This window comes from Trichococcus sp. (assembly GCF_049589555.1).
Lineage (GTDB): Bacteria > Bacillota > Bacilli > Lactobacillales > Aerococcaceae > Trichococcus.
Genome location: NZ_JBAWAZ010000153.1, coordinates 1 through 24,448 on the forward strand (window position 1 = coordinate 1; position 24,448 = coordinate 24,448).

Genomic DNA, 24,448 nt, shown 5'->3' on the forward strand with positions numbered 1-24,448 from the left:
ATGTAAACCACTTCATGATCTTCTTCGATAGCCAAACAGGAAGATTCCTGGAATTCTTTCGATAGCGCGACCAAATCGTCATGGACCAAGTTACGGATATCATATTGTCCGCTCACTAGGCTACCCAGTTGGGCCAATTTCAAGGTAAGTGCATATTTGGATGAGTCGGCATTTTGGTAAACATAGCCGAAGGAACTCAACGTGCTTAAATAACGCAATACGGTGCTGCTGGGTGAATTCACTTGGTCAGCGATGTCCTGCAACCGCATTTCACCGCCTTGAGACACCAGTAATTCGATGATCTGCAGTACTTTTTCGACGGATTGATTTTTTTTGACTTTTTTTTCGATCACATTGTTCATCCCCCTTCGTAAAAGGTTTTCTCTTGATTGTAGTTTACCATATCCCACATAATTACTCAATTTTAATTTCACTAAGAGAAATTAAATTTCAAAAGTTGTTGACAGCGAAAAATAGCTCTGCTAAACTGTGGTTACACAAAAACAAAAACCTATTTCACAGAGTGAAATAACTTGGAGGGAACGATATGTTAGTAGCAGAAGCGATTGTACAAATTTTGGAAAAAGAAGGAATTGAAGACGTTTTCGGAATCCCAGGCGCTGGCATCAACCCAGTATACAAATATTTAGAGAAATCCGATTCGATTAAACATATGGTCATGAGACATGAAGAAGCTTGCACCCACGCAGCAGATGGCTATTACCGTTCCAGCGGAAAAATGGCAATGGCTACTTGTACAGCCGGCCCTGGCGCGACCAATTTCGTCACAGGCATCTATACTGCGAACATCGATTCCATTCCGTTTTTGGCATTGACAGGACAATCCGTAAGATCGCAGTTGAACAAGGATGCTTTTCAATCAGTTGATATCGTGTCGATCGCTAAACCGATCGCAAAAGGCGCTTGGTGTGTCATGGATCCTAATGATACCGTCGAGATTTTCCGCGAAGGCTTCCGGATTGCACGCGAAGGCAAACCAGGTCCGATTCTGATTGATTTGCCGTTGGATGTGCAGATGGCTGAAATCGATTTTGACATCGACAGCTATATCCCTTATGAAATCGAAAGACCGGCTCCGGAAACAGACAAAATAAAAGCGGCTCTGCAATTGATTTCAGAAGCTAAAACGCCGGTCATGATCATGGGCGGGGGTGTCATCCTTTCCGAAGCAACAAGCGAATGCATTGAACTGGCTGAAATGCTGCAGTTGCCGGTCATCACTACCTACATGGCGAAAGGCGGCATCCCGGTCAATCATCCATTGAATGCAGGCCATGCCGGTATTCAAGTCGGAGGCCCTCTTGGAAACAAAGTTTTGAGCGAAGCGGATGTCGTATTGGGAATCGGTTGCCGCTTCACTGACCGCCACACCGGCGACATCAAAGTGTATTCGCAAGGCCGCAAATTCATTCACATCGACATCGAACCGAGCCAAATCGGCAAAATCATCCCGGCTGAAATCGGCATCGTAGCGGATGCAAAAATGGCGATTGAAGCGTTGATGGCTGAAGCGAAACAAATGGGAACGTTTGGAGCGAAAGGGCTTGTATCGGAATTGCCGCAGTTAAGCATCGATCTGAAACGGAAAACCGACTATGACAGCAGACCGATCAAACCGCATCGTGTATTCAAAGAGATGAATGAAGTGTTCGGTGATGAAGTAATGTACACGACCGGTTGCGGATTGACGCAAATCTGGTCAGGTCAACTGCAGGAAATCAATCGTCCAAGAAAATACTTACCATCAGGCGGTGCAGGTACTTTAGGGTTTGATATTCCAGGCGCAATTGGAGCTTCTGTTGGAGCACCGGGAATCAAAACCGTTTCCGTTTTGGGCGACTTCGGGTTCACATTCATGGTTGAGGAGATTGCTGTTGCGGCGGTCAATGATATTCCGTTGGTCGTAGTCATCGTCAACAATGCCTACTTGGGACTGATCCGCCAAAACCAAAATTATGGCTATGATTTCGAATACGCAGTCCATATGGCAGAAAATCAAGGCTTGATGGATTATGTTAAGGTAGCGGAAGGCTTCGGCTGCGAAGCAGAGCGTGTCTTCAATCCGGAGGACATCAAACCAGCGCTGGAACGCGCTTATGCATCGAACAGACCTTACGTTATCGATATCGTATGTGAAGAAGCAACAGATTGCTCAATGGGAGCAAGCATCACAGCCGTAAGAGAATTCGTATAAATCGATTAAAGAAAGGAGGCAGCACGCTTGTTTGCGAAACGCCGCAATCGGGAATGCTGCCATCTTTATCGGTAAATAAGCAGGCAATAAAAACAGTGAAGGCAGGGAAAACCATGATAGAACCAATGAATAAATATCTGCAGATCGGACTGATCCATTTCATGGCCTATCCACAGGCGATGAAATGGAAGGATCAAGGGAACATCGTAGAAACCGTAAAAAAAATAGTTATTGATGATTACTTTGACGCCATCGAGGTTTCGCATATCGAAAAGGATGAAGACCGTGCGGCAATCAAAAAAATGCTGGATTCCAGCCACATGAAAGTCTGTTACGGGGCCCAACCGCGGTTATTGACGGCCGGATTGAATCCGAATGCCATCGACGAAACAGAACGGCTGAAGGCGGAAGCCATTCTGATCGATTCGATCGATGAAGCGGAATACCTCGGCGCAAAAGGAATCGCGTTCCTTTCCGGAAAATATGAAGAGGCTACAAAGGAAGAAGCTTTCCGTCAATTGGTCAAGACGACAAAGACGATCTGCGAGTACGCAGCCAAGAAGGATATGACGATCACGCTGGAGGTCTTTGATTATGACCTCGATAAGAAATCGTTGATCGGCCCGGCGCCGTATGCAGCCACATTTGCTGCGGAGATGCGCAGTTTGGTGGAGAATTTCGGGTTGATGATGGATCTGTCGCATATTCCGCAGACACATGAAACATCTAAATATGCAATCCAGGTCACGAAGCCTTACATTACTCACCTGCACATGGGCAATGGTGTCGTTAAAGAGGGCGCGGAGGCATTCGGGGATACGCATCCACGCTTTGGTTTCCCAAACAGCGCAAATGATGTTCCGGAATTATTGGACTTTTTGAGGGTTCTGCAAGCAGAGGGATTCTTTGACAGTGTCAATCCGCCGGTGCTATCCTTCGAAGTGAAACCGTGGCAGGATGAAGATCCGGATATCGTCATCGCAAACGCCAAACGGACATTGAATCGTGCCTGGAGCCTGTTATGACACAAGGGGGAAAAGAAATGAAGATAGTTGTATTGGATGGATATACGTTGAATCCGGGAGATCTTTCCTGGGAACGTCTGGAAAAGTTAGGGGAATGCGCCATCTATGATCGCACGCCTAAAGAGGAAGTCATCTCGCGCATCGGGGATGCCTCGATCGTATTCACGAACAAAACACCTTTGACGGCTGAAATTTTCGCAGCTTGTCCGAATATCCGCTATGTCGGTGTTTTGGCGACGGGATACAATGTTGTGGATACTGTGGCGGCAAAAGAGCACGGCATCACTGTGACGAATATTCCGACTTACGGGACCGCATCAGTGGCCCAATTCACTTTCGCATTGCTGCTGGAAGTCTGCCACCATGTAGGCGAGCACGACAAAGCGGTCAAACAAGGCCGTTGGCAGGAATCAGGGGATTTCTGCTTCTGGGACTATCCGCTGATCGAATTAGCCGGCAAGAAGATGGGCATCATAGGCTTCGGCCGGATCGGCCAGGCCGTGGCAAAAATCGCGATCGCATTCGGGATGGACGTGCTGGCATATGACCACTTTGCTGATAAAAATTTGGAAAATGAGCATACCACGCTTGTCGAATTGGATGAACTGCTTCATAACGCGGATGTTATCTCTCTTCACTGTCCGCTGTTCCCTGAAACGGAAGGGATTATCAATGCTGCCGCATTGGCAAAAATGAAGCAAAGCGCAATTTTGATCAACACGTCTCGCGGACCGTTGATCGTCGAGGAAGACTTGGCAGCGGCTCTGAATGCCGGCAAGCTGCATGGAGCGGCAGTGGATGTCGTTTCGACGGAACCAGTGACTGAAGAAAATCCATTATTCACCGCGAAAAATTGCCTGATCACACCGCATATCGCCTGGGCGCCGATTGAAGCCAGACAGCGCTTGTTGGATATTGCGATTGATAATGTTGAAGCATTTTTGGAAGGGAAGCCAGTGAATCGTGTTTCTTGATGAACTGAATTTGCAATGATTGAGAAGGAGAACAGATATGAAACTGAGAGATGATGCAACGTATATCATAAATCAATCGATCCAGGCGGTATTACCGGATAAGGCGGTCATAAATGCCTTGAGTAACATGGATATAGCTGGTGACATCCATATCATCGCGATCGGAAAAGCGGCTTGGCGCATGACGAAGGCGGCTGCGGATTGTCTGGGCGAGCAATTCAAAGGCGGGATGGCCTTGACGAAATACGGACATTCCCTTGGAGAAATCGAACGGGTGACCATTTTTGAAGCCGGGCATCCGATACCGGACCAGGCATCCATCGATGCAACAACTGAGATTCTGCGTTATGTATCCGCGATCCCGGAAGAAGATACGATTCTTTTTTTGATTTCCGGCGGCGGATCCGCCTTGTTCGAAAAAACGCGGGATCAGATTTCCTTGGATGAATTGGAAGATATCAACAAGCAGCTTTTGAGCAGCGGCGCGAACATCATCGAAATCAACACGATCCGTAAGCATCTCTCGGAAGTGAAGGGCGGCCAATTTGCCCAGTTGTGTTCTCCTCGTCAAATACATGCTATTATCCTGTCCGATGTTTTGGGGGATCGGTTGGACACGATCGCATCCGGTCCGGCCTATCCCGATTTTTCGACGAGCGCAGAGGCTCAGAGAATTGTCGAGAAATACGATTTGAAATTGTCGGAAAAAGCTCGGGCAGCCTTACTGAGGGAAACACCCAAGTCCTTGGATAACGTAAAGAATACGCTGATCGGGAGTGTGGATATTTTGTGTCGCGAAGCGGTAACGCACGCCCAGTCGCGTGGATACCATACTTGCGTGTTATCGACAGCCCTTGAAGAGGAAGCTGCTGCGATAGGGGAGCGTCTTGGTCAACTCGCCAGAAAGATTGTCTCCGGGCAAGAAGATGCGCAGCTTCCGTGTGCCATCATCGCCGGCGGTGAGCCTATTGTCACAATCAAAGGGGATGGATTGGGTGGAAGGAACCAGGAGTTGGCGCTGGCTGCGGCTTTTCAGATTTCCGGATTGCCACAAGTGGTTTTGGCATCGGTCGGATCGGACGGAACGGATGGACCTACAGATGCGGCGGGAGGATTGGTTGATGGCGCTAGTTTAGCGCGCATGCGGAGAAGCTATGCGGATGTCGAAGGTTTGTTGGCGAACAATGATTCCAATAGAGCCCTCGCAAGCAGCGGAGATCTGATCGTTACCGGTCCTACCGGTACAAACGTCAATGATCTGATCATTCTGCTGATCGAGAAAACACCTGCCTGAAAAAGGCAGTCACAAAACAGAAAAAGAAGGTACGGAAATTTTTCCCGTACCTTCTTTTTCTGTTTTATTCATCGCACAATCCATCAAGCCAGCGGATCAATTGCTGATATATGCGTCGGCCGGTGGGTTTTGACAGATTAGCATCGAAGTCGTGGGGCATTCCCAAGACAGGATGCAGGGAAGCAGCAGGTATCAATTGAGCGGCTTGTTGGGTGAACCGATAAGGCACGTCATTATCTGCCGTGCTGGCTGTAAGAAAAGTTGGGGGCAATGATTGCAGCTCTTCTGCGGTCAGATTGAAGGCTGTTGTTTTTGATTTGTCCTCAAGGAACAGCGGGACCCATTTTCCGGACTGACGGGCATGGAGGTATAAAGGAAATCTTTCCGCTACTGCGCCCACAGCAAGGGGCTGCTTTTGGATCAGCTGTTTCAGATACGCAGCAGGCATCTTAGGGAATGTGTTGTAGTGTGCGTTCGGCAACCGGAAGGAAGGATCCTCCAGCGAATAATAACCATAAAAACTGGCCAGTCCTTTCATAAGGGGTTCCACCGAGCGGGCTGCCAACAGAAAAGCCAGATAGGCGCCGGCTGAACGGCCGAAAAGCACATAATCCGCCGACCCCAAGTTGAACAATTTTTTTCCTTCCTCTCTGAACCAAACCAAGGCTTGTTGCAGGCAAAGCATCATTTCGGGCAATTGGGCTTCCGGTGCCAGCGGATAATCAATTGTCAGCAGCGAATAGCCGACATCCGACAGCATCTTTTTATATGTATCGGGAAGGTCATTGCGATCTCCGAATACCAGCCCTCCCCCATGCAAGTAGAGGAGTGTCAACGGTTTAGGGGATTCTGTCGCAGCGGGATAAAAAGTCGCCTGCAGCGGCAGACCATTATATACAAAGTAAGTCTCGGTTGAACCATTCATTCTTTCCATCATTCCTTTCGCTTAGTTCCTTTTTACTTTAGCATAATCATCCTCTTTTAAAATGGTACGATGTGTACATATAGCACAAAAATATATCTGTTTTTGTCTATTATGTTAATGATAAGCGGTCCAGAAGCGCTTACAATATGAGTATGATATTTCGGAGGAGGAAACGGAAAAATGGACTGGTTTAAGACTATTCAAGAGAATGTTGATTTATTATCGGGTATCGGCAGCGATCCGACGGGCGGTATGACGCGCTTGCTTTACTCCGATTCTTGGTTGGAAGCTCAGAATGCCGTCAAAAACAAGCTGGAAGAAATCGGAATGGAAACCCATTTTGATGAAATCGGGAATCTTTTCGGAAGAATGGAAGGTTCGGAATATCCGGATGAAACAATCATGTCCGGTTCCCATATAGATACCGTCATCAATGGCGGAAACTTGGATGGCCAATTCGGAGTGATAGCAGCTTATGTTGCCATGGCTTACTTAAAAGAAACCTATGGACAACCTTTACGTTCAATGGAAGTCATCTCGATGGCCGAGGAAGAGGGCAGCCGTTTCCCTACTGTGTTCTGGGGGAGCAAAAACTTCGTGAATGAAGCCAAAATAGAGGACGTCGAGGCAATCAGCGACTTTGAAGGCATCCGATTTGTGGATGCGATGCGCCAAGCCGGATTCGACTTCAAGAAAGGCGAACAGAAGCGAAGAGAAGACATCAAAGCCTTCGTGGAACTGCATATCGAACAAGGGAATGTCCTTGAAAACGAGGGGCTGCAAATCGGTGTCGTCAACAGCATCGCTGGCCAGCGCCGTTACACTGTCGTTCTGAAAGGGCAAGCGAACCATGCGGGTACGACGCCGATGGGTTATCGCCGTGATGCGGTCTATGCCTTCAGCCGGATTTGTGCTGAGTCGATCGAAAAGGCAAGAGCGATCGGTGATCCGTTGGTGTTGACCTTCGGAAAAGTCGAACCGAAACCGAATACGGTGAATGTAGTGCCGGGAGAAGTTCTGTTCACAATCGACTGTCGTCATACAGACAGTAACGTGCTGATTGATTTCACCCAAAAACTGGAGCAACGCATCAATGAAATCGCGAAAGAAATGGATATCGAAGCGACCATCGACTTATGGATGGACGAAACGCCTGTTCCTATGGATGCAAACATCGTCTCAATTCTCGAAGAAGCCGCTAAAAAAGCACATATGAAATACCGCGTGATGCATAGCGGGGCCGGACACGATTCCCAAATCATCGCACCTCATTATCCGACTGCCATGATCTTTGTTCCGAGCATCGGGGGCATCAGCCACAATCCGGCTGAAGCAACGAAGTTGGAAGATTTGGTGGAAGGCGTCAAGATGATGGCAAGTGCGCTTTACGAGTTAGCATACAAATAGAAAATATCAAACGGATAGGGTGGATAGAAGGATGGGTTATAAGAACAATCAAACAGGTTACAGAGACGGACTGTTGGAATCAAGAGCCGTTATCAAGAGAGCAAATTACGCGTTGATCCCACATGATGGATTGGTGAAAAACGTCGTTCCCGGATTTGAAAATTGCGAGGTCACGATTTTGGCTTCACAAAAATTGGGAGCCAGCTTTGTGGATTACATCATTTCGATGAAGTCCGGCGGCAAAAATGTGCAAGGCTTCGGAGCTGAGGGCGTAGAAACCTTTGTTTACGTCGTTGACGGAAAATTGAAGATCAGCGACGGAACGGAGAGCCATGAATTGGAGACTGGCGGTTACGCCTACTTGCCGGCTGGCGTGTTGATGCATCTGGAAAACAACCAGGAAGAGGCTACGGAAATCTTCCTTTACAAAAAACGCTATGAACCTTTGGAAGGCCATGGAGCGCATAAAGTCGTGGGCAACATCAATGACTTGGTTCCTACCGAATATGAAGGGATGAAAGATGTCTTGTTGTGGGATCTGTTGCCGACTGATATTGGTTTTGACATGAATTTCCATATCCTTTCGTTCGAACCGGGCGCTAGCCATGGCTATATCGAAACCCATGTACAGGAACACGGAGCGTACATCCTGTCGGGTCAAGGTATGTACAACTTGGATAATGACTGGATGCCTGTAGAGAAAGGCGATTATATCTTCATGGGTGCCTATGTGCCGCAAGCCGCATACGCAGTCGGTAGAGGTGAGCCATTGCGTTACGTCTATTCGAAGGACTGTAACCGCGATCCTAAAATTTGAGGACAAGGAGCATAACAAATGGAAGGCACAGGAATAGAAGTTGAGGCGAAATTAGTTACTGTAATGCCTGATGAACTTCATCGACTGATCAAAAATAAATTAGAGGGAGCAGGACTGCATCCTGAGCAAGCAAATGAGGTCGCCAACCACTTAGTGTTTGCGGATTCTTCCGGAATCCATTCCCATGGTGCCGTTCGCGTAGATTATTATGCTGAGAGGATTTCCAAGGGTGGGGTGACGCTTGCTCCCGATGTTTCTTTCGAAAAGACAGGAGAAAGCACTGGGATTTTTCATGGCGATAACGGAATCGGTCAGTATGTAGCGAACCTAGGCCTGAAGGAAGCGATCGCCATGGCAAAGGAGGCTGGTGTAGCGGTGGTGGGCATTTCCAGAATGAGCCACAGCGGCGCCCTGTCCTATTATGTGAAACAGGCGGCTGAGCAGGACCTGATCGCGATTGCCATGTGCCAATCCGATCCGATGGTTGTTCCTTTTGGAGGTTCAGAAATTTATTATGGAACAAATCCGATTGCCTTTTCGGCGCCAAGGAAAAATGGACCACCGATTGTCTTCGATATGGCAACGACTGTACAGGCTTGGGGGAAAATCCTCGATGCCCGTGCAAAAAATAAAGCCATACCGGATACTTGGGCAGTTGATAAAGAAGGAAAACCGACAACAAATCCACACGACGTGCATGGACTGTTGCCAATTTCCGGTCCAAAAGGATACGGACTGATGATGATGATAGATATTTTATCAGGCGTTTTATTGGGGCTGCCTTTCGGGAAGCATGTTTCCTCCATGTATGACCAAATTTCTGAAGGACGCAACCTAGGGCAATTATATATCATCATCGATCCAAAAAAATTCACGGATATAGACAGTTTCAAAGAGAAAATCGAGACGACCGTGGCGGAATTGCATGAAGTCAAACCGGCAGCGGGTTTCAGTCAAGTCTATTATCCAGGCGAAATCAACCAATTGAACTATGAAAAGCATCAGGAAAAAGGCATCCCTGTCGAGGAGAGCATTTACGCTTATCTGAAAAGTGATCTGATTCATTTTGACCAATACGGCGGCAAGGGAGCTTTTGCGTAATTAAAACTAGACAGAAGCACTTAAAAAGAAACGGGAAACCGGGGAAGAGAGGCAATCAATGTTACACACAATCATCAAATCAAATAGCTACCAGGATTCCATCGTCTTGATGCTGTTGACGAATAAAATCAACACGGTTGCAGGAGTCACAAAAGTTTCCATCATGATGGGTACGCCTGCCAATAAAGACATCTTCAAAACGGGAGGGCTGTACACGCCGGAACTGGAGAAAGCATCGTCGAATGATATGGCTGTCGTCCTGGAAGTGGAGGATGAAGCAGTCATCGCTACAGTCATGGAAGAAATCGATCTTTTTCTGGAGGAACAGGCCAAAGGAAACAGCGGCGCTTCAGTGGAAGAAACTGCCCGCACTTGGGACAAAGCCTTGGAAATGGCGAAAGATGCTCAAGTAGCGCTCTTTTCCATCCCTGGAACCCATGCAGCACTTGAAATCGAGCGCGCATTGGACGCTGGCAAACATGTCTTCTGTTTCAGCGATAATGTTTCGGTCGAAGATGAGAAACGCTTGAAAATGAAGGCGCATGAAAAAGGTCTGCTGTTGATGGGGCCGGATTGCGGAACCGGAATCATCAACGGCATCCCGTTGGCGTTCACCAATGTCATCAGACCCGGAAAAATCGGCATCGTCGGTGCTTCCGGTACAGGCATCCAGGAAGTCTCCACGCTTATCCATAAACTGGGAGGCGGTGTAACGACTGCGATCGGAACCGGCGGACGCGACCTGAAGGAAGCTATCGGCGGCATCACATTGATGGATGGTATCGTCACTTTGGAGCAGGATCCGAACACGGAAGTGATCGTCGTCATCTCCAAACCACCGGCAGCCAGCGTCAGGGACAGGGTTCTGGCTTTATTGAGAAAGATTTCCAAGCCGGCTGTAACCATCTTCCTGGGCGAAAAACCGACCTATCACGAACCTGATCTTTACCATGCCTATACATTGGAGGAAGCGGCTGAACTGGCTGTAAAATTAGTGAACAAAGAAATCATCAGTTCCGATACCGAGGTTATCGAAGTGCCTGCCCTCAAGTTCTCTGCTGATCAAAAATATATCAAGGGTTATTATTCTGGTGGTACGCTGGCCAATGAGGCGGCCATGCTGATCAAAGATGGCCTTAATTTGACCGGGGACGCCGAGAAGAAAGAAGGATACATCCTTAAAAATGAAGGCTATGAAGTCCTGGATCTGGGGGACGATATTTATACGCAAGGAAAACCGCACCCAATGATCGATCCTGAAAAACGCATCGAAATGATCAGACAAGCCGCTGATGATGCTGAAACAGCCATCATTTTGTTGGATATTGTTTTGGGCTACGGCTCGCACATGGATATGGCCAGCGAATTGGTTCCAGCCATCAAGGAAGCGAAAGCGAAAGCCGCTTCGGCAGGCAGAGAGCTTGCGTTCGTTGCGACGATCGTAGGGACTGACGCTGATCCTCAAGACGGTCAAGCCCAGCAAAAAATATTGGAAGATGCTGGAGTCATTATCCGGATGAGCAACAACCAAGCGGTTCGCACGGCTTTGGCGATGCTGGGCATCCAAATCCAAGACAACAAAAAGAACCTGAAAGAAATCGATGCCCCTGCATTCACAGAAGAATTAGCGCCTTCACAAGCCATGCTGGAGCTTCTGCATGCGAAAGAATTTTTGAATATTGGTCTGCGCAGTTTCTCCGATACCATCCGTGAAAACGGTGGGAAAGCGACGCAATTCGATTGGCGTCCGATTGCAGGAGGCAATGTCACCCTGCAGAAAGCTTTGTATTACTTGAACAATTATCAAAATGAACAAACAGATAGCATATAAGGGAGGAGAAACAAGGATGCATTATCAAACGATTGATGAAGCTAATCAAGCAGTAGCTGCTAAAATTGTCGCTGGATCCCCTTTCTTAGTGGATGTTGTACCAGCAAAATCAGTGATCAAAGAATTTAACGAAGGGAAAGTCCTGCTGCATGCAGGACCACCCATCAAATATGAGCAAATGGTCGATCCGATCCAAGGGGCTTGCGTGGGGGCGGCACTTTTTGAAGGCTGGGCCGAAAACGAAGCGGATGCCAGAAAGTTATTGGAATCCGGAGAGGTTACCTTGATCCCTTGTCATCATGTCAATGCGGTCGGTCCGATGGGCGGAATCACTTCAGCAAACATGGCGGTCCTGATCGTGGAAAACAGAACGGATGGGAACCGCGCTTTTTGTACGATGAATGAAGGAATCGGTGCAGTGCTGCGTTTCGGTGCCTATTCCGATGAAGTAATCACCCGTTTGCGCTGGATGCGCGATGTCCTGGGTCCAACACTGAGCAAAGCGCTACAGACAAAAACAGGCGGGCTGAACGTGAACGTGCTGGTCGCCAAAGCGATCGCGATGGGAGATGAATTCCACCAAAGAAATATCGCTGCATCCTTGGCCTTTTTGAAGGAAATGGCGCCTATCATTGTCGGGCTGGACATGGATCAACAAGAAAAAGAACAGGTCATGCAATTCCTGGCGGACACGGACCAATTCTTCCTGAACATCATGATGGCAGCAGCCAAAGCTGTCCTGGATGGCGCAAGGACGATCCAAGAGGGTACAATCGTCACCGCGATGTGCCGCAATGGCTATGAATTCGGTATTCGTATCGCCGGAATGGGTGACGAATGGTTCACAGGACCGGTCAACACCCCGCAAGGGCTTTATTTCTCAGGGTTCAGTGAAGACGATGCGGCTCCGGATATGGGCGACAGTGCCATCACTGAGACATTCGGTGTAGGTGGTATGGCGATGATTGCAGCGCCTGCAGTTACGCGCTTTGTAGGCAGCGGCGGATTCCAGGATGCGCTACAGACAAGCAATGAAATGCGCGAAATCTGTATCGACCAAAATCCGAATTTCTCCGTACCGACATGGGATTTCCAAGGCATCTGCCTTGGTATCGATGCCCGCAAGGTCGTTGAAACAGGCATCACCCCGGTCATCAATACCGGTATCGCCAACAAGAAAGCTGGTTTGGGCCAAATCGGAGCGGGAACGGTGCATCCACCGATTGAATGTTTCGAAAAAGCTGTATTGGCGTACGCCAAAAAATTGGGTTTCCAGGAATAACAAAGGAGGATGGTCGCAGTGTTCATAAAGGCAGCTTACCATGATGAACGCTTGACGGACACGCTGCAAAATAAGAGCACTTGGCGCGTCCATAGCCTATTCAATAAAAGTTTGAATATTCAAAGCGCTGATCAGGAAAATCTGATGCTGATAGCAGGTACTGCCTCACCGCGGTTGCCGAAAGCACTGTATCTTCCCGATGACATGTTGGGGAAACTGGTCGGAACCGTTCAACCCGGCCAACCCGTTTCCATCTCGGACGGCAGGCTGATTTTCGACGGATGCACCATTGTTGTTGATGGGACACCGCATTATCAGTCCCGCTATGCAACGGAACAAGGTTTGCATCCACGAAGCTTGCGACATTATGTGGCATCGATGGCGAAAATCAAAAAATTGAACGGTTTTGACTTCATGATGGCTGACTTGACGCGGGATTCATTTTTAGCAAACACCCCGGAAGGCAATCATATCCTGCGGCTGTATTCGGGTGACGCGGGCAAAAGAACCGAGGCGATAAGCTACTTCATCGGCAGAGGCAAAGGGTTGACGCCGTCCGGTGACGATCTTCTGGTGGGTGCTTTGGCAGCCGATCAGCTTCTGGGGATGCTCCCGGCGGATACGGAAGGCCTCATCAGGAAGCGTTTATCGCAAACTCCGAAGCCGACTACAACAGTAAGTGAACATTATCTGGCGTGCGCTCTGGATGGTCTTTACAACGAACCCATCCATCGTTTGCTGCATGTTTTGCGGCAGGAAAGTGAAGAAAAAGCCATAGAAGAATGCATCAAGCATATAATGGCTATCGGCCATACATCCGGAATGGATATGTTGACAGGCCTTACGGGTGCCCTGTTGGTGTGGAACAGATTTGAAGGGGGATACAATCAATGGCAAAAAGAGTTGTCATCGCTTTAGGCGGGAATGCGATTTTGCGCCCGAACCAAGAAGCGACGTTCGATAATCAGATGCACAACATCAAGATGAGTGCGGAGCTGATTGCAAAAATAGAAAAATTAGATTATGAAATCGTGGTGACGCACGGAAACGGTCCGCAGGTCGGGAACATTCTGCGCCAAAATGAGGAAGCAAAGGATGTCGTACCACAGATGCCATTGGATGTCTGCAGCGCAGAATCACAAGGATTCATCGGCTATATGATGGAACAATCCATAAAAAATGTTTTGAATGAGGAAGAATTGACAAGCGGCGTATTGACTTTACTGACGCAAACGGAGGTATCGCCCGATGATCCTGCGTTCGAAAATCCAACGAAACCAATCGGTGTCTTCTATTCTGAAGAAGAAGCTGATCGGTTGTCGGAAGAGAGAGGTTGGGTCATGATGGAAGATGCAGGAAGAGGCTACCGCAGGGTTGTCCCTTCCCCTCAGCCGCAGAAAATCCATGGCGTGGAGTCTATTCTGAAGCTATTGAAACAAAATACGATCGTCATCGCAGGCGGCGGCGGCGGCATCCCGGTAGTCCGCAATAAAATCGGCCAAATATCAGGGATAGAAGCTGTTATCGATAAAGATCGCACAGGCAAGAAGTTGGCTGAACAACTGGATGCCGATGTCTTCATGATGTTGACCGACGTCAGCAACGTCTACATCAATTACGGAAAACAGAACCAAGAAAAGCTTGAAGAGATTTCCGTTCTGAAAGCAAAACAGTATTTTGATGAGGGCCAGTTCGCTGACGGCAGCATGGGACCAAAAATGGAAGCTGCCATCGACTTTGCAATGCAAGGCAAAAAAGCCATCATCTGTTCATTGGACCAAGCGGCTGAAGCTTTATCCGGTTTTGCGGGTACGCGCATCGTCAACATTTGAATAAGTAAATGTAACAGGGGGTTGTCTCATTCCGAGGCTGCCTCCTGTTTTTGTTGTGCGGCAGGCGCAGCGAAATAACCCGCCAAAAAGCTTTTGGCGGGCTGAAGTACAGCAATCTGAACAGAACAGCCCCACGGGATTTGTCACACTCTACGCAAACGCGTTCTGAATCCCAGAAATCTGTGCCTAAGCTGACTACCACACGAGGACAAAAAGCGTCCTCTTTGTGTTAGTCCTCTTAGTGCTCGATTTCTAGAGCGGGATTCATCACACTCTATTCGTCGTCGTGGGATAGTTCCAGGGCTAGTCTTAGGTTTAGGCTGAAATTTGGGTCATCGATCGGTGTTCCGAGTATCTCTTCGCAATGGTTGATTCTGTACTTGACTGTGTTGCGGTGAATGAACATCGCTTTTGAGGTGCGCGTGATTTCGCATTGGTAGTCAAGATAGGTCTTCAGCGTCCGGCGCAATTCGATCATGGCATCCTCTTCAGGATAGGCCAATTCGTGGAGTACCGACTGGCAGAAATATTTGATTTCGTCCGTCTGCATCCGTTCGAACAGGCTGAGCATGCCTTGCGGGCGGTAGTAGCTGATGCGCGGCTGTGGATCTTTGGCGAAGCCTTCATCGAAAGCTATTTTGGCTTCGATGTAGGAGTTGGCGATCATGTCGATTTTTTCATAAGGATGGCCATAGGAGAACGCCAAGGAAATCGGCAGGACCCTTTCGAGTTCCTCTGCGGTTGTCCGCAGGATATCATCGATCGCCTCATTTTTGGATTGCAGCAAAAGCAGCAGGTGGTTTGTGTTTTTCATCGGGAAAAGCAAGGCATCACGGAAGTGGAATGCCAACGCATCCGTAAGCCATTGGTAGACCAATTGGATTTTTTCCCGGCTCAACTTATCTTTGAAGACTGAATTCTTTTCATTCCGGCAATTGATGTAAATCACTTGGTAATGATGGGAATTGACGATACCGAAGCTTTGGCCCAGGTCGAGCCAATTCTTTTGCTTGAGTGTTGGAGCTTGCTGATTCTCTATCAATTGTTTGAAGTAGTCACTGCGGATGTCCTGCTTGGATTCCTCCACTTTCAGATTTTTGTAGATAACGAACGACAGTACCATGGAGGCCTGATCAACCGCAAATTCAGATACGGGATAAGGGATCTGTTCCGGCCTCAAAATGATCAGGTAGTATGGGAAATAATTGTTCGCTCGGATCGGGTAGATGGAAACCTGCATTTCTTGGCTGTCCATATCGGTTATCAGAAAAGAATCCGTTGTTTCCTCGGAAAGCTGCGGCTTCTTCTCATGGACTTGCCCGACATAATATTCTGCAGGCTTGCTGGATTGGGTAAAATGCTTGGAATGGGCGATCACTTGCCTGAAAGGATTCAGCAGGATGACAGGGGTTTTGATCATTTTGCCAAAATCTGATATGAAGCGCGCGATGCTTGCGTCGTTCATCAGCAGGTTCGAGAAGCGTTTCTGGATATCCAAAGCATAGCTCATCTGTTCCGTTTTTTGGTTCCACAAGTAATTGAGCATTTGGTGGGATAGTGTCCCTAGTGGTGTCGTACTTGGGATTTGGACCAAAGGGAAGCGGACCGAATTGGCGTAATTGATGATGGCCGGATCGATTTCCGGCAGGAAGCGGCCGACTTTTATCCCCAGTCCGGCAGCGTTCACGCGCATCAACGAATCGATCAAAGGGATCAATCCTTGTTGGTCATTTTTGTAGCTCATGGCAGTCGTCAGCAAAAAAACATCCTTTGGTATGTAAAAAGCAACGTCGGGCGTTTCGGATATTTCTATGCTTGTCACTGCATGAGACAGATCTGCTCCGGCATTGAGCACTTTGAGATCGGAGAAGCGGGGCAAATCCAACAGTTCTTTCATTGTAGTCATTAAAAACCCTCCTAGTGGCTTTATTTTAAATGAAACCGCCATCACCATCAAGCATTAATTTGGGCATAATCTACAAATTTCATATTATTTTGTTCATAACGAACAATGACATTTTTGGCGAGAGTGGTAGGATGTAAGTAAATTATTAGACCACTAATCAACCTGGAGGAATATCTATGTTCAATGAAATCATCACACCCATACGCACCATCATGACACCCGGTCCTGTGGAAGCGCATCCTAATGTGCTTCGTGTCATGGGCACGCCTATTTTGGGGCAGTTCGATCCCGCATTTTTAGCCATTATGGATGAAGTGAAAGAAATGATCAAAATACCGTTCGGAACAAAAAATGAGCAGGCTTTTGCCATTGATGGCACATCACGTTCGGGCCTGGAAGCTGCGCTTATCGGACTGATTGAACCCGGTGATAAAGTGCTGATTCCGGCATACGGACGATTTGCGTACTTGTTGGGCGAAATCTGTGAACGCGCGAAAGCGCAAGTGACATACTTGGAAAAAGACTGGGACAGTGTCTTTGAACAAGATGCGATCATCGCAGAAATCAAAAGGGTTAACCCTAAAATAGTCGCACTCGTCCATGGGGAAACAGCGAATGGCCAGATGCAGCCGCTAGAAAAAATCGGAAAATTCTGCCAAGACAACGACGTGTTTTTTGTCGTTGATACAGTCGCCACTTATGGTGGAGCACCCGTGAAGGTGGATGAATGGGGCATTGATATCGCCATTGCAGGTACCCAAAAATGCGTCAGCGTGCCATCCGGGTTGTCTTTGATTACCTATAACGACCGCGTGGAGAAGGTTTTGACAGCACGTTATCAGAAAGAACTGGGACTGAGCAAAGATTTCCGCAATGACCGCCACATCAGCAGCAACTACTTGGACTTGAGCCAACTGCAACGCTATTGGAACAAAGAACGCATCAACCACCATACCGAGGCAACCAGCATGATCTATGCACTGCACGAAGGGTTACGGATGATGATCCTGGAAGGCATCGAGAACGGTTATGAGCGTCATAGCCAAAATGACCGCGCCATTCAGGCTGGTATAGAAGCGATGGGCTTGGCCATTTTCGGCGACCGCACAACGAAAATGCCGACTGTTACGCCCATCCTGATTCCTGAAGGTGTCGACGGCGATGCGGTACGCAATACTTTGCTGCACGATTTCGGTGTCGAAATCGCTTCTTCATTCGGTCCATTGCAAGGGAAAGTCTGGAGAATCGGGAATATGGGATTCAGCAGCCGTAAGGAAAATGTATTGCACGTGCTGGCTGCATTCGAAGCGGCACTCTTGTTCCATGGCGCAGACATCAATCGTGGGGAAGCCGTTTTAGCGGCACTGCGCGAATATAACCAAAAATAGACAAGTTCCAATACTAATTGAAGGAACGATCAGGAAAAGAAATCCACCTGGGTTGTTCCTTCCATTTTTTGGAAATCAGGAGAGGCCAGTACACTCCAAAAAAAAACGTTGTCTGTTGTGCACAAGCACAAAAATCACTTTGTACATCTCTTCCGATGTAAACGTTTTACAGCCCATGTACAATAAGCTTATCAATGATTGATAGCGATTACAAAGATTGGGAGGGTTATTACATGCAAGCAAGCAATGAGGAAGTGAAAATGCAAGAAACTGATCTTTTTGTCAGTGATGCACAAGTCGAAGAATTAAAGAAACGCGGTTATAATGAAGACGTCGTTCCAAAAACGGCGGAAAAAAGGAATATGAACGCAAAGAACTATTTCACACTTTGGATGGGATCGGTTCATAATATTCCGAATTATACGGCTGTTGGGGGATTCCTGTTTCTGGGTCTGTCGCCGATCAATGTTATGTTAGCTCTTATCGTCAGTTCTTTGGCAGTCAGTGCCTTTATGGTCTTCAACGGCAGAGCGGGATCGAAATACGGGATACCGTTTGCGATGCACTTGCGTTCAACCTATGGGGATCTGGGAGCCAAACTTCCTGGATTTTTGAGAGGCGGAGTAGCAGCCATCGCATGGTTCGGACTTCAGAATTATGCGGGGTCATTGGCTTTGCTGATTTTGATAAGCAAGTTCTGGCCGGGCTTTTTGAATATCGGTGGAGATTTCAATTTCTTCGGAATCGATCTTCCGGGCCTGATCACCTTTACTATTTTCTGGGCAATCAACGTGCTGATCGGTCTTGGCGGAGGAGGAGTTTTGAACAAATTCACTGCCATCCTGAATCCGCTGATCTACATCGTTTTCGGCGGCATGGCCATCTGGGCGATCAGAGTGGGCGGCGGCATGGGCAATATTTTGGCCTATACGCCATCCGGTGACAGTGTTCAAGGATATGCGCCTTTACTGGCCTATTTCATCATCATCAATTCCGTCATTTCCGTTTGGGCCGCTCCAGGGGCAAGCGTATCCGATTTTACGCAAAATGCCACTTCAACGCGCGACCAGTCGATCGGACAAACTGCCAGCCTTTTGGTTGCATACTTGATTTTCGCCTTATCCAGTGTCGCCATTTTGATCGGCGGATCCATCCACTTTGGAGTACAGGAATGGAACGTGCTGAACATCGTGAACAAGTGGGAAAGCGTCCCTGCTGCGGCATTGGCTGTAGTCGTATTCCTGATGACAACCGTCTCGACAAATGCAACCGGTAACATCATTCCGGCCGCGTATCAATTGTCAGCTTTGTTCCCTAAATCTGTCGATTACAAGAAGGGCGTTCTGATCGCATCCGTCATCAGTTATGTCATCATGCCATGGAAATTGATGGAAAACTCTGCGAGTATTTTCGCTTTCCTGAATATTATTGGCGCTGTTTTAGGTCCTGTAGCGGGTGTCATGTTGGCGCACTATTATTTCGTCAAGAAACAGAAAATCGATATAGATGCTTTATACATGGATTTCAGCAAAGATAATTCGCAAAATCCGTATAAGGGCATAAATATAGAAGCCTACATCGCAACAATCGCGGCTTTGCTGATTTCCGTGAGCGGACAGGTCATCCCTGCCCTGCAGATGATCTCTAATCTGTCTTGGCTGATCGGAGCTGCCTTGGCTTTCGGGATCTATCTGATGTTGAAAAAAGGCAAAAAATAGTTTCATCCAACTTTTGGTTTCAAAAATATTAATATAAATCATTTATTATTAGGAGGAAAAAGTATGAGTTACGATTTACTGATCAAAAATGGTTTGGTTATCCTGGATAATGGTGAAATTGAAACAGATGTAGCCATCAAAGATGGTAAAATAGCAGCTATCGGAAGCAACTTGGGTGACGCAGCTGAAGTCATCGATGCTAAAGGCCTTGTTGTCAGCCCTGGCATGGTGGATGCGCATGTGCATATCACAGATCCCGGCGGCAGCTACCGCGACGACTGGGAAGGCTATCTGACAGGAACAAAAGCTTGTGCCAAAGGCGGTGTAACTTCCTTCATGGAAATGCCTTTGAACCAAGTTCCGGCTACAGTCGATGCCAAAACATTGCAAATTAAAGTGGATGCTGGTCAAAACAAATTGACGGCAGATGTGGCTTCATTCGGCGGATTGGTTCCTTTCAACATCGAAGGCGGCATCCAGGAATTGGATGAAGGCGGCGTTGCAGCCTATAAATGCTTCATGGCTACCTGCGGCGACCGTTCGATCGAAGGCGACTTCATGAATGCGGATGACTACACTTTGTATGAAGGTATGAGACAAATCGCGAAAACCGGCAAAGTGTTGGCGATCCATGCTGAAAATGCGACAATCACAGACAAATTGGGCGAAATCGCCTACAAAAACGGCGAAACAACGCTGAAAGCTTATGTAGCGAGCCGTCCTGTCTTCACGGAAGTGGAACCGATCAGACGCGCTATCCTGTTCGCAAAAGAAACAGGCTGCCGCATCCATATTTGCCACGTAGCTTGCCCTGAAGGCGTAGAAGAAGTGACCAGAGCCCGCAATGAAGGCGTTGACGTTACTTGCGAAACTTGTACGCACTATCTGTACTTCGATACTTCCGAATTAGATGAAATCGGACCGATCGTTAAGTGCTCTCCTCCAATCCGTGACAAAGAAAACCAAAACGGCATGTGGGAAAAATTATTGGCTGGCGAAATCGCCTTCGTGACTTCCGATCACTCTCCATGCACACCTGATCTGAAGGATAAAGAGAATGCCTTTGAAGCTTGGGGCGGAATCGCCGGCGTTCAGAACAACGTGGATGTGTTGTTTGATGAAGGCGTTCAGAAACGCGGCATGTCCCTAAGACTGTTTGCCGACATCATCGCTGCAAATCCGGCAGAACGCTTCAACTTAAGTTCAAAAGGCCACATCGCGATCGGCAAGGATGCTGACATCGTGCTGATCAAACCGAATGCGCCTTATACCTTACAAACAGAAGATCTGGAGTACAAGAACAAAATTAGCCCGTACGTCGGACGTGAAATCGGAGCGCAAGTAGCAAGAACGATTCTGCGCGGCGAGACTGTCTACAGTCTGGAAGATGGCGTTTCGGATACCCGTCCGGGAGAATTCGTCTTCGTCAATGGCGAAACGACCTACAGTTCGGATACCCGTTCAGAAGCATTCGTCTCCGTCAAATAAGACAACAAAAAGGAGGATTCAGGCGTAAACCTGAATCCTCCTTTTTGGCATTGTTAAGAGTTCCGGATGCGTCACCCGCTTAGTCACTCTAAACAAAATAGCGCACATTATTGTATGGAATGTACAGGGTTAGTCTGTCCCAAAATGCTTATAATGGAAACAGTCAGAAAGGGAATGGAAGGGCTTACCGTTCTGTTTGGGGAAGTATCTTGGAAGTCGTGCCCATAATCAGGAGATACACTAATAAGTTATGGAGGAGAATCATATGAGTGAGACGGAAGCAACAAAAGAAGTAGAAGTAGTATCAGCGAAAAGAACGGAATACTGGAAACAGATCATTTATGTCATGACGGCGGGCTGGATAGCGATTTGGGTCTATCGCACCGCATTGGCACCCATTTATCCGGAAATCAGCGCTTATTTCGGGGGGGCATCGGATTCCCAACTCGGATCCATCTCCAGTTTTTATTTCTTGGGTTACGTTTTGATGCAGATCCCTTCCGGTCTGTTGGTGGATCGTTTCGGCAAGAAGACCATCCTGATTCCGGGCTTCCTACTGTTCGGATTGGGGACACTGGTTGTGGGCATGGCGCAGACTTTGCCTGTTGTTTATATCGGAAGCGTGTTGGCGGGCGTCGGGTGCGGAACCTATTACGGTGTGGCCTACTCTCTGACTGCAGAGCATGTACCGAGTTCCAGAAAAAGCTTGGCGACGGCGATCGTGAACAGCGGTACGGCAGTCGGCAGCGGAATCGGTATGATCTCTTCCAGTTACTTCGTCGCACAAATGGGCTTGCCTTGGCAATACATGCTGTTCTTCACGTTCTTCCTGATCATCACGATGGTTTTCATCTTCTGGAAATTCATCAAAGGCAATAAAGAGAATGAAGCGATCGTGTTGCAAACGAAAATGATCACGGAAATGCCGCAAGAAAAAACGTCATTCAAGGCGCTGATGCGTCCGCAGATGTTGGGCGCCTACTGTCTTTATTTTGCCACTTGCTACGCTTATTATCTGACGGACACGTGGCTGCCGAACTTCCTGTCGACTGAACGGGGCTTTGAGGGCGCAACAATCGGTCTGGCTTCATCGATGGTGTTTTTCGCGGCTATCCCGGGCGCCTTGTTCTTCAGCCGGATCGCGGATAAATTCAGTCATAAAAAAATCAATTTGATCATCTTTTTGGAAATCGTCGCAGCCATCATGCTGTTCCTGGCAGTGCAGGCACCGAATCAATTTTTGTTGATGGTCGGACTGATCTCCTATGGTTTCTTCGGAAAACTGGCGGTTGAACCGATCATCATTTCCTGGTTGGGCGAGCATGCACCAAAGCGGGGTATTGCTACTACGCTTGGATTCTTTAACTTCTTCGGGATGAGCTCCTCGGTAATCGTTCCGTCGCTTACCGGGGCCATCTCCGATGCGACTGGATCAAAAGTGTATGCTTTCTATTTGTCCGTCATCATCATCTTTGTGGGGACAGCGATTTTCTACTTCGTGAACGGAAGAAAAAAGAAAGCTTAAAGTCAGAACAGAAAAGTCTGCGGTGCGAGAATTTTTTCGCTGCTGCAGACTTTTTTGTTGGGTAGGAAAGTATAACTTGTTTTGGAATCAAAAGTGCATCACCACAGGTTTTTCACAGGATAGCAACCTGTTCCGCGCATCCCAAAAGTTTGGCCAGCTTCACGGGTTAGCCCTTCGGAAATTAGATAAATTGGGTCTATTGCGCTCTACGATGCTCAGTCGACCCAATTTCCTAAATTTCTTTCAGGGCTGAACGAACCCGTTCAGCTTTTCTTATTTAAGCAGGTATCAGCAGCCGGGAAGCCTCAACACCACCGAAATACTCAAAAAAAGGTTCCAATCACCAAGTTGTGGTGTTTGGAACCTTTTTAATCATTTCAGCTAGTTTTGGCTATTATTCATGAGAAATGAAATCCATTGGCATGGGTCCAGCTATACCGATAAATACAAATCTTTCCGTACCCGTGTTGACCATTCCGTGTTGTTGGCCAGGCTCGGAGTAAATGATGTCCCCTTTTGTGATTTCCACGGCTTCGCCGTAACCTGGATAAAATGTTCCGGTCCCTTCCGTGCAGATCCAGATGTCGTCGGCATTGGAGTGCGAGTGATTCACAACTTTCTGACCAGGTTCCAGGCACCATACCGCAAGAGCCATTTTGTCCGTTTCATAAAAAATCGTCTTTTTGCCGGCTGCGGAATCGAACTGAACAACCTCATCCAGTTTAAATAACCGTTCATTGATTTGTGATGGGCTTGACGCCATCACCTCAACCGCTTCCATTTCAGAAATACTTCCTCTTGTTTCCATGTCAATCGCTCCTTGTCTATTGTGTGTATTGGGATAACTGAATCAATTCCCGTTTGATCAGATAATCACAAGTTAAATCTGACCTAAGTATAACAAGCAGGTAAAGCGCTAACAATGAAGGGTTTTCATAAAAAATAAAATAAATTAGCTATTATGCACAAAAGTTTCTGACATTGCTTGTTGATTATTTATAATTTGCTGCAGAATTCGGCATAGATGGACAAAAACACAAACTTTTCCTTTGCTTAAGCTAGATTGACTCGCTTTTATTACTACTAATTTTTATCTTCAGATTGAATTATTAGTCAATTTAGTGTAAGATAATCTTATGGAAAACGCTTACACAGGTGAAGTTGTTTTGTAGCGTTTCATGATGAAGGAAGGGAAACGTCCAAGAAAAAGGCTAAAAATATCACAAAAGGATTTCCTGACACGGGCACCAAAGAAAAGAATGGATGTGATTAGATTGGAAAAAGGAAAGAAAGTGCTTTTTACTGAAACCGTTCTGCGTGATGCGCATCAAAGCTTGATGGCAACACGCATGTCTACGGACGACATGCTCCCTATTGTGGAGAAAATGGATGAAGCCGGGTATTACGCGCTCGAATGCTGGGGCGGGGCAACCTATGATGCGGCTATCCGTTTTCTGCACGAAGATCCGTGGGAAAGACTGCGGCAAATCCGCAAGCGCGCTCCGCATGCGAAGCTGCAGATGCTGCTTCGGGGACAGAACCTGATCGGCTACCGCCACTATGCGGATGATATCGTGGATCGTTTTATCGGCAAAGCCGTAGAAAACGGCATTGATATTTTTCGGATTTTTGATGCCTTGAATGATACAAGAAACTTGAGAGCATCATTGGAAGCCGTCAAGAAATATGGCGCCCATGCACAACTGACGATCTGTTATAC

At 47.5% G+C, this 24,448-nt stretch carries 19 protein-coding genes and 1 pseudogene; 16 read left to right on the plus strand and 4 right to left on the minus strand.

Features of this window, described 5'->3' with window-relative positions; all coding sequences use genetic code 11:
* Positions 1–353, minus strand: a 353-nt coding sequence (locus WBV27_RS06000) for an IclR family transcriptional regulator (RefSeq protein WP_424200299.1), incomplete at its 3' end; no start/stop codon positions are given.
* A gap of 194 nt (positions 354–547) precedes the next feature.
* On the opposite strand from WBV27_RS06000, the gene WBV27_RS06005 reads away from it, so the two are divergent.
* The 4 genes from WBV27_RS06005 (at position 548) to WBV27_RS06020 (ending at position 5,508) form a co-directional block, all read left to right on the plus strand.
* Positions 548–2,215, plus strand: coding sequence for a thiamine pyrophosphate-dependent enzyme (locus tag WBV27_RS06005; protein ID WP_424200301.1), 1,668 nt, complete (start codon positions 548–550; stop codon positions 2,213–2,215).
* 113 nt (positions 2,216–2,328) lie between these two features.
* Complete coding sequence (locus WBV27_RS06010; protein WP_424200303.1) at positions 2,329–3,240, plus strand: sugar phosphate isomerase/epimerase family protein; 912 nt, start codon at positions 2,329–2,331, stop codon at positions 3,238–3,240.
* 17 nt (positions 3,241–3,257) lie between these two features.
* Positions 3,258–4,214, plus strand: a complete 957-nt coding sequence (locus tag WBV27_RS06015) for a D-2-hydroxyacid dehydrogenase (protein ID WP_424200305.1) — start codon at positions 3,258–3,260, stop codon at positions 4,212–4,214.
* Between the two features lie 37 nt (positions 4,215–4,251).
* Positions 4,252–5,508, plus strand: coding sequence for a glycerate kinase type-2 family protein (locus tag WBV27_RS06020; RefSeq protein ID WP_424200307.1), 1,257 nt, complete (start codon positions 4,252–4,254; stop codon positions 5,506–5,508).
* Between the two features lie 64 nt (positions 5,509–5,572).
* Here WBV27_RS06020 and WBV27_RS06025 read toward each other — a convergent pair whose 3' ends face one another.
* Positions 5,573–6,445, minus strand: coding sequence for an alpha/beta hydrolase (locus tag WBV27_RS06025; RefSeq protein ID WP_424200309.1), 873 nt, complete (start codon positions 6,443–6,445; stop codon positions 5,573–5,575).
* Positions 6,446–6,613: 168 nt separating this feature from the next.
* On the opposite strand from WBV27_RS06025, the gene allC reads away from it, so the two are divergent.
* The 7 genes from allC to arcC are packed head-to-tail and all read left to right on the plus strand — an operon-like array spanning position 6,614 to position 14,703.
* A complete protein-coding gene (gene allC / locus WBV27_RS06030) occupies positions 6,614–7,840 on the plus strand; it encodes an allantoate deiminase (protein ID WP_424200311.1) in 1,227 nt (408 codons plus the stop codon).
* Between the two features lie 31 nt (positions 7,841–7,871).
* Positions 7,872–8,657, plus strand: a complete 786-nt coding sequence (allE, locus tag WBV27_RS06035; RefSeq protein WP_424200313.1) for a (S)-ureidoglycine aminohydrolase — start codon at positions 7,872–7,874, stop codon at positions 8,655–8,657.
* A gap of 18 nt (positions 8,658–8,675) precedes the next feature.
* Positions 8,676–9,758: an ureidoglycolate dehydrogenase gene (allD, locus tag WBV27_RS06040; protein WP_424200315.1), complete on the plus strand. Its 1,083-nt coding sequence runs from the start codon at positions 8,676–8,678 to the stop codon at positions 9,756–9,758.
* Between the two features lie 58 nt (positions 9,759–9,816).
* On the plus strand, positions 9,817–11,589 hold the full coding sequence (gene fdrA, locus WBV27_RS06045) for an acyl-CoA synthetase FdrA (protein ID WP_424200317.1): 1,773 nt from the start codon (positions 9,817–9,819) through the stop codon (positions 11,587–11,589).
* A gap of 16 nt (positions 11,590–11,605) precedes the next feature.
* On the plus strand, positions 11,606–12,871 hold the full coding sequence (locus tag WBV27_RS06050; RefSeq protein WP_424200319.1) for a DUF1116 domain-containing protein: 1,266 nt from the start codon (positions 11,606–11,608) through the stop codon (positions 12,869–12,871).
* Positions 12,872–12,889: 18 nt separating this feature from the next.
* A complete protein-coding gene (locus WBV27_RS06055; protein ID WP_424200321.1) occupies positions 12,890–13,789 on the plus strand; it encodes a DUF2877 domain-containing protein in 900 nt (299 codons plus the stop codon).
* Positions 13,762–14,703 carry a carbamate kinase gene (gene arcC / locus WBV27_RS06060; protein ID WP_424200323.1) on the plus strand — a complete coding sequence of 314 codons (942 nt, stop codon included), beginning with the start codon at positions 13,762–13,764 and terminating at the stop codon, positions 14,701–14,703. The genes WBV27_RS06055 and arcC overlap by 28 nt, the downstream gene beginning before the upstream one ends.
* A gap of 274 nt (positions 14,704–14,977) precedes the next feature.
* On the opposite strand, the gene WBV27_RS06065 is transcribed toward arcC, so the two are convergent.
* Complete coding sequence (locus WBV27_RS06065; RefSeq protein WP_424200325.1) at positions 14,978–16,609, minus strand: PucR family transcriptional regulator; 1,632 nt, start codon at positions 16,607–16,609, stop codon at positions 14,978–14,980.
* Positions 16,610–16,785: 176 nt separating this feature from the next.
* Between WBV27_RS06065 and WBV27_RS06070 the strand changes: the two genes are divergently transcribed.
* The 4 genes from WBV27_RS06070 (at position 16,786) to WBV27_RS06085 (ending at position 22,728) form a co-directional block, all read left to right on the plus strand.
* Complete coding sequence (locus WBV27_RS06070; RefSeq protein ID WP_424200327.1) at positions 16,786–17,997, plus strand: pyridoxal-phosphate-dependent aminotransferase family protein; 1,212 nt, start codon at positions 16,786–16,788, stop codon at positions 17,995–17,997.
* 260 nt (positions 17,998–18,257) lie between these two features.
* Positions 18,258–19,715 carry an allantoin permease gene (gene allW / locus WBV27_RS06075; protein ID WP_424200335.1) on the plus strand — a complete coding sequence of 486 codons (1,458 nt, stop codon included), beginning with the start codon at positions 18,258–18,260 and terminating at the stop codon, positions 19,713–19,715.
* Positions 19,716–19,778: 63 nt separating this feature from the next.
* A complete protein-coding gene (gene allB / locus WBV27_RS06080) occupies positions 19,779–21,203 on the plus strand; it encodes an allantoinase AllB (RefSeq protein ID WP_424200329.1) in 1,425 nt (474 codons plus the stop codon).
* Between the two features lie 265 nt (positions 21,204–21,468).
* Positions 21,469–22,728, plus strand: coding sequence for an MFS transporter (locus tag WBV27_RS06085; RefSeq protein ID WP_424200331.1), 1,260 nt, complete (start codon positions 21,469–21,471; stop codon positions 22,726–22,728).
* Between the two features lie 394 nt (positions 22,729–23,122).
* Here WBV27_RS06085 and WBV27_RS06090 read toward each other — a convergent pair whose 3' ends face one another.
* Positions 23,123–23,536, minus strand: a complete 414-nt coding sequence (locus WBV27_RS06090; protein WP_424200333.1) for a cupin domain-containing protein — start codon at positions 23,534–23,536, stop codon at positions 23,123–23,125.
* Between the two features lie 529 nt (positions 23,537–24,065).
* Here WBV27_RS06090 and WBV27_RS06095 point away from each other — a divergent pair.
* Positions 24,066–24,448: pseudogene (locus tag WBV27_RS06095) on the plus strand (oxaloacetate decarboxylase subunit alpha); the annotation flags it as partial.

Coding starts and splice junctions, on each gene's coding strand:
- WBV27_RS06005 (WP_424200301.1), top strand. CDS start 548: ATGTTAGTAGCAGAAGCGATTGTACAAATTTTGGAAAAAGAAGGAATT.
- WBV27_RS06010 (WP_424200303.1), top strand. CDS start 2,329: ATGATAGAACCAATGAATAAATATCTGCAGATCGGACTGATCCATTTC.
- WBV27_RS06015 (WP_424200305.1), top strand. CDS start 3,258: ATGAAGATAGTTGTATTGGATGGATATACGTTGAATCCGGGAGATCTT.
- WBV27_RS06020 (WP_424200307.1), top strand. CDS start 4,252: ATGAAACTGAGAGATGATGCAACGTATATCATAAATCAATCGATCCAG.
- WBV27_RS06025 (WP_424200309.1), bottom strand. CDS start 6,445: ATGATGGAAAGAATGAATGGTTCAACCGAGACTTACTTTGTATATAAT.
- allC (WP_424200311.1), top strand. CDS start 6,614: ATGGACTGGTTTAAGACTATTCAAGAGAATGTTGATTTATTATCGGGT.
- allE (WP_424200313.1), top strand. CDS start 7,872: ATGGGTTATAAGAACAATCAAACAGGTTACAGAGACGGACTGTTGGAA.
- allD (WP_424200315.1), top strand. CDS start 8,676: ATGGAAGGCACAGGAATAGAAGTTGAGGCGAAATTAGTTACTGTAATG.
- fdrA (WP_424200317.1), top strand. CDS start 9,817: ATGTTACACACAATCATCAAATCAAATAGCTACCAGGATTCCATCGTC.
- WBV27_RS06050 (WP_424200319.1), top strand. CDS start 11,606: ATGCATTATCAAACGATTGATGAAGCTAATCAAGCAGTAGCTGCTAAA.
- arcC (WP_424200323.1), top strand. CDS start 13,762: ATGGCAAAAAGAGTTGTCATCGCTTTAGGCGGGAATGCGATTTTGCGC.
- WBV27_RS06065 (WP_424200325.1), bottom strand. CDS start 16,609: ATGACTACAATGAAAGAACTGTTGGATTTGCCCCGCTTCTCCGATCTC.
- WBV27_RS06070 (WP_424200327.1), top strand. CDS start 16,786: ATGTTCAATGAAATCATCACACCCATACGCACCATCATGACACCCGGT.
- allW (WP_424200335.1), top strand. CDS start 18,258: ATGCAAGAAACTGATCTTTTTGTCAGTGATGCACAAGTCGAAGAATTA.
- allB (WP_424200329.1), top strand. CDS start 19,779: ATGAGTTACGATTTACTGATCAAAAATGGTTTGGTTATCCTGGATAAT.
- WBV27_RS06085 (WP_424200331.1), top strand. CDS start 21,469: ATGAGTGAGACGGAAGCAACAAAAGAAGTAGAAGTAGTATCAGCGAAA.
- WBV27_RS06090 (WP_424200333.1), bottom strand. CDS start 23,536: ATGGAAACAAGAGGAAGTATTTCTGAAATGGAAGCGGTTGAGGTGATG.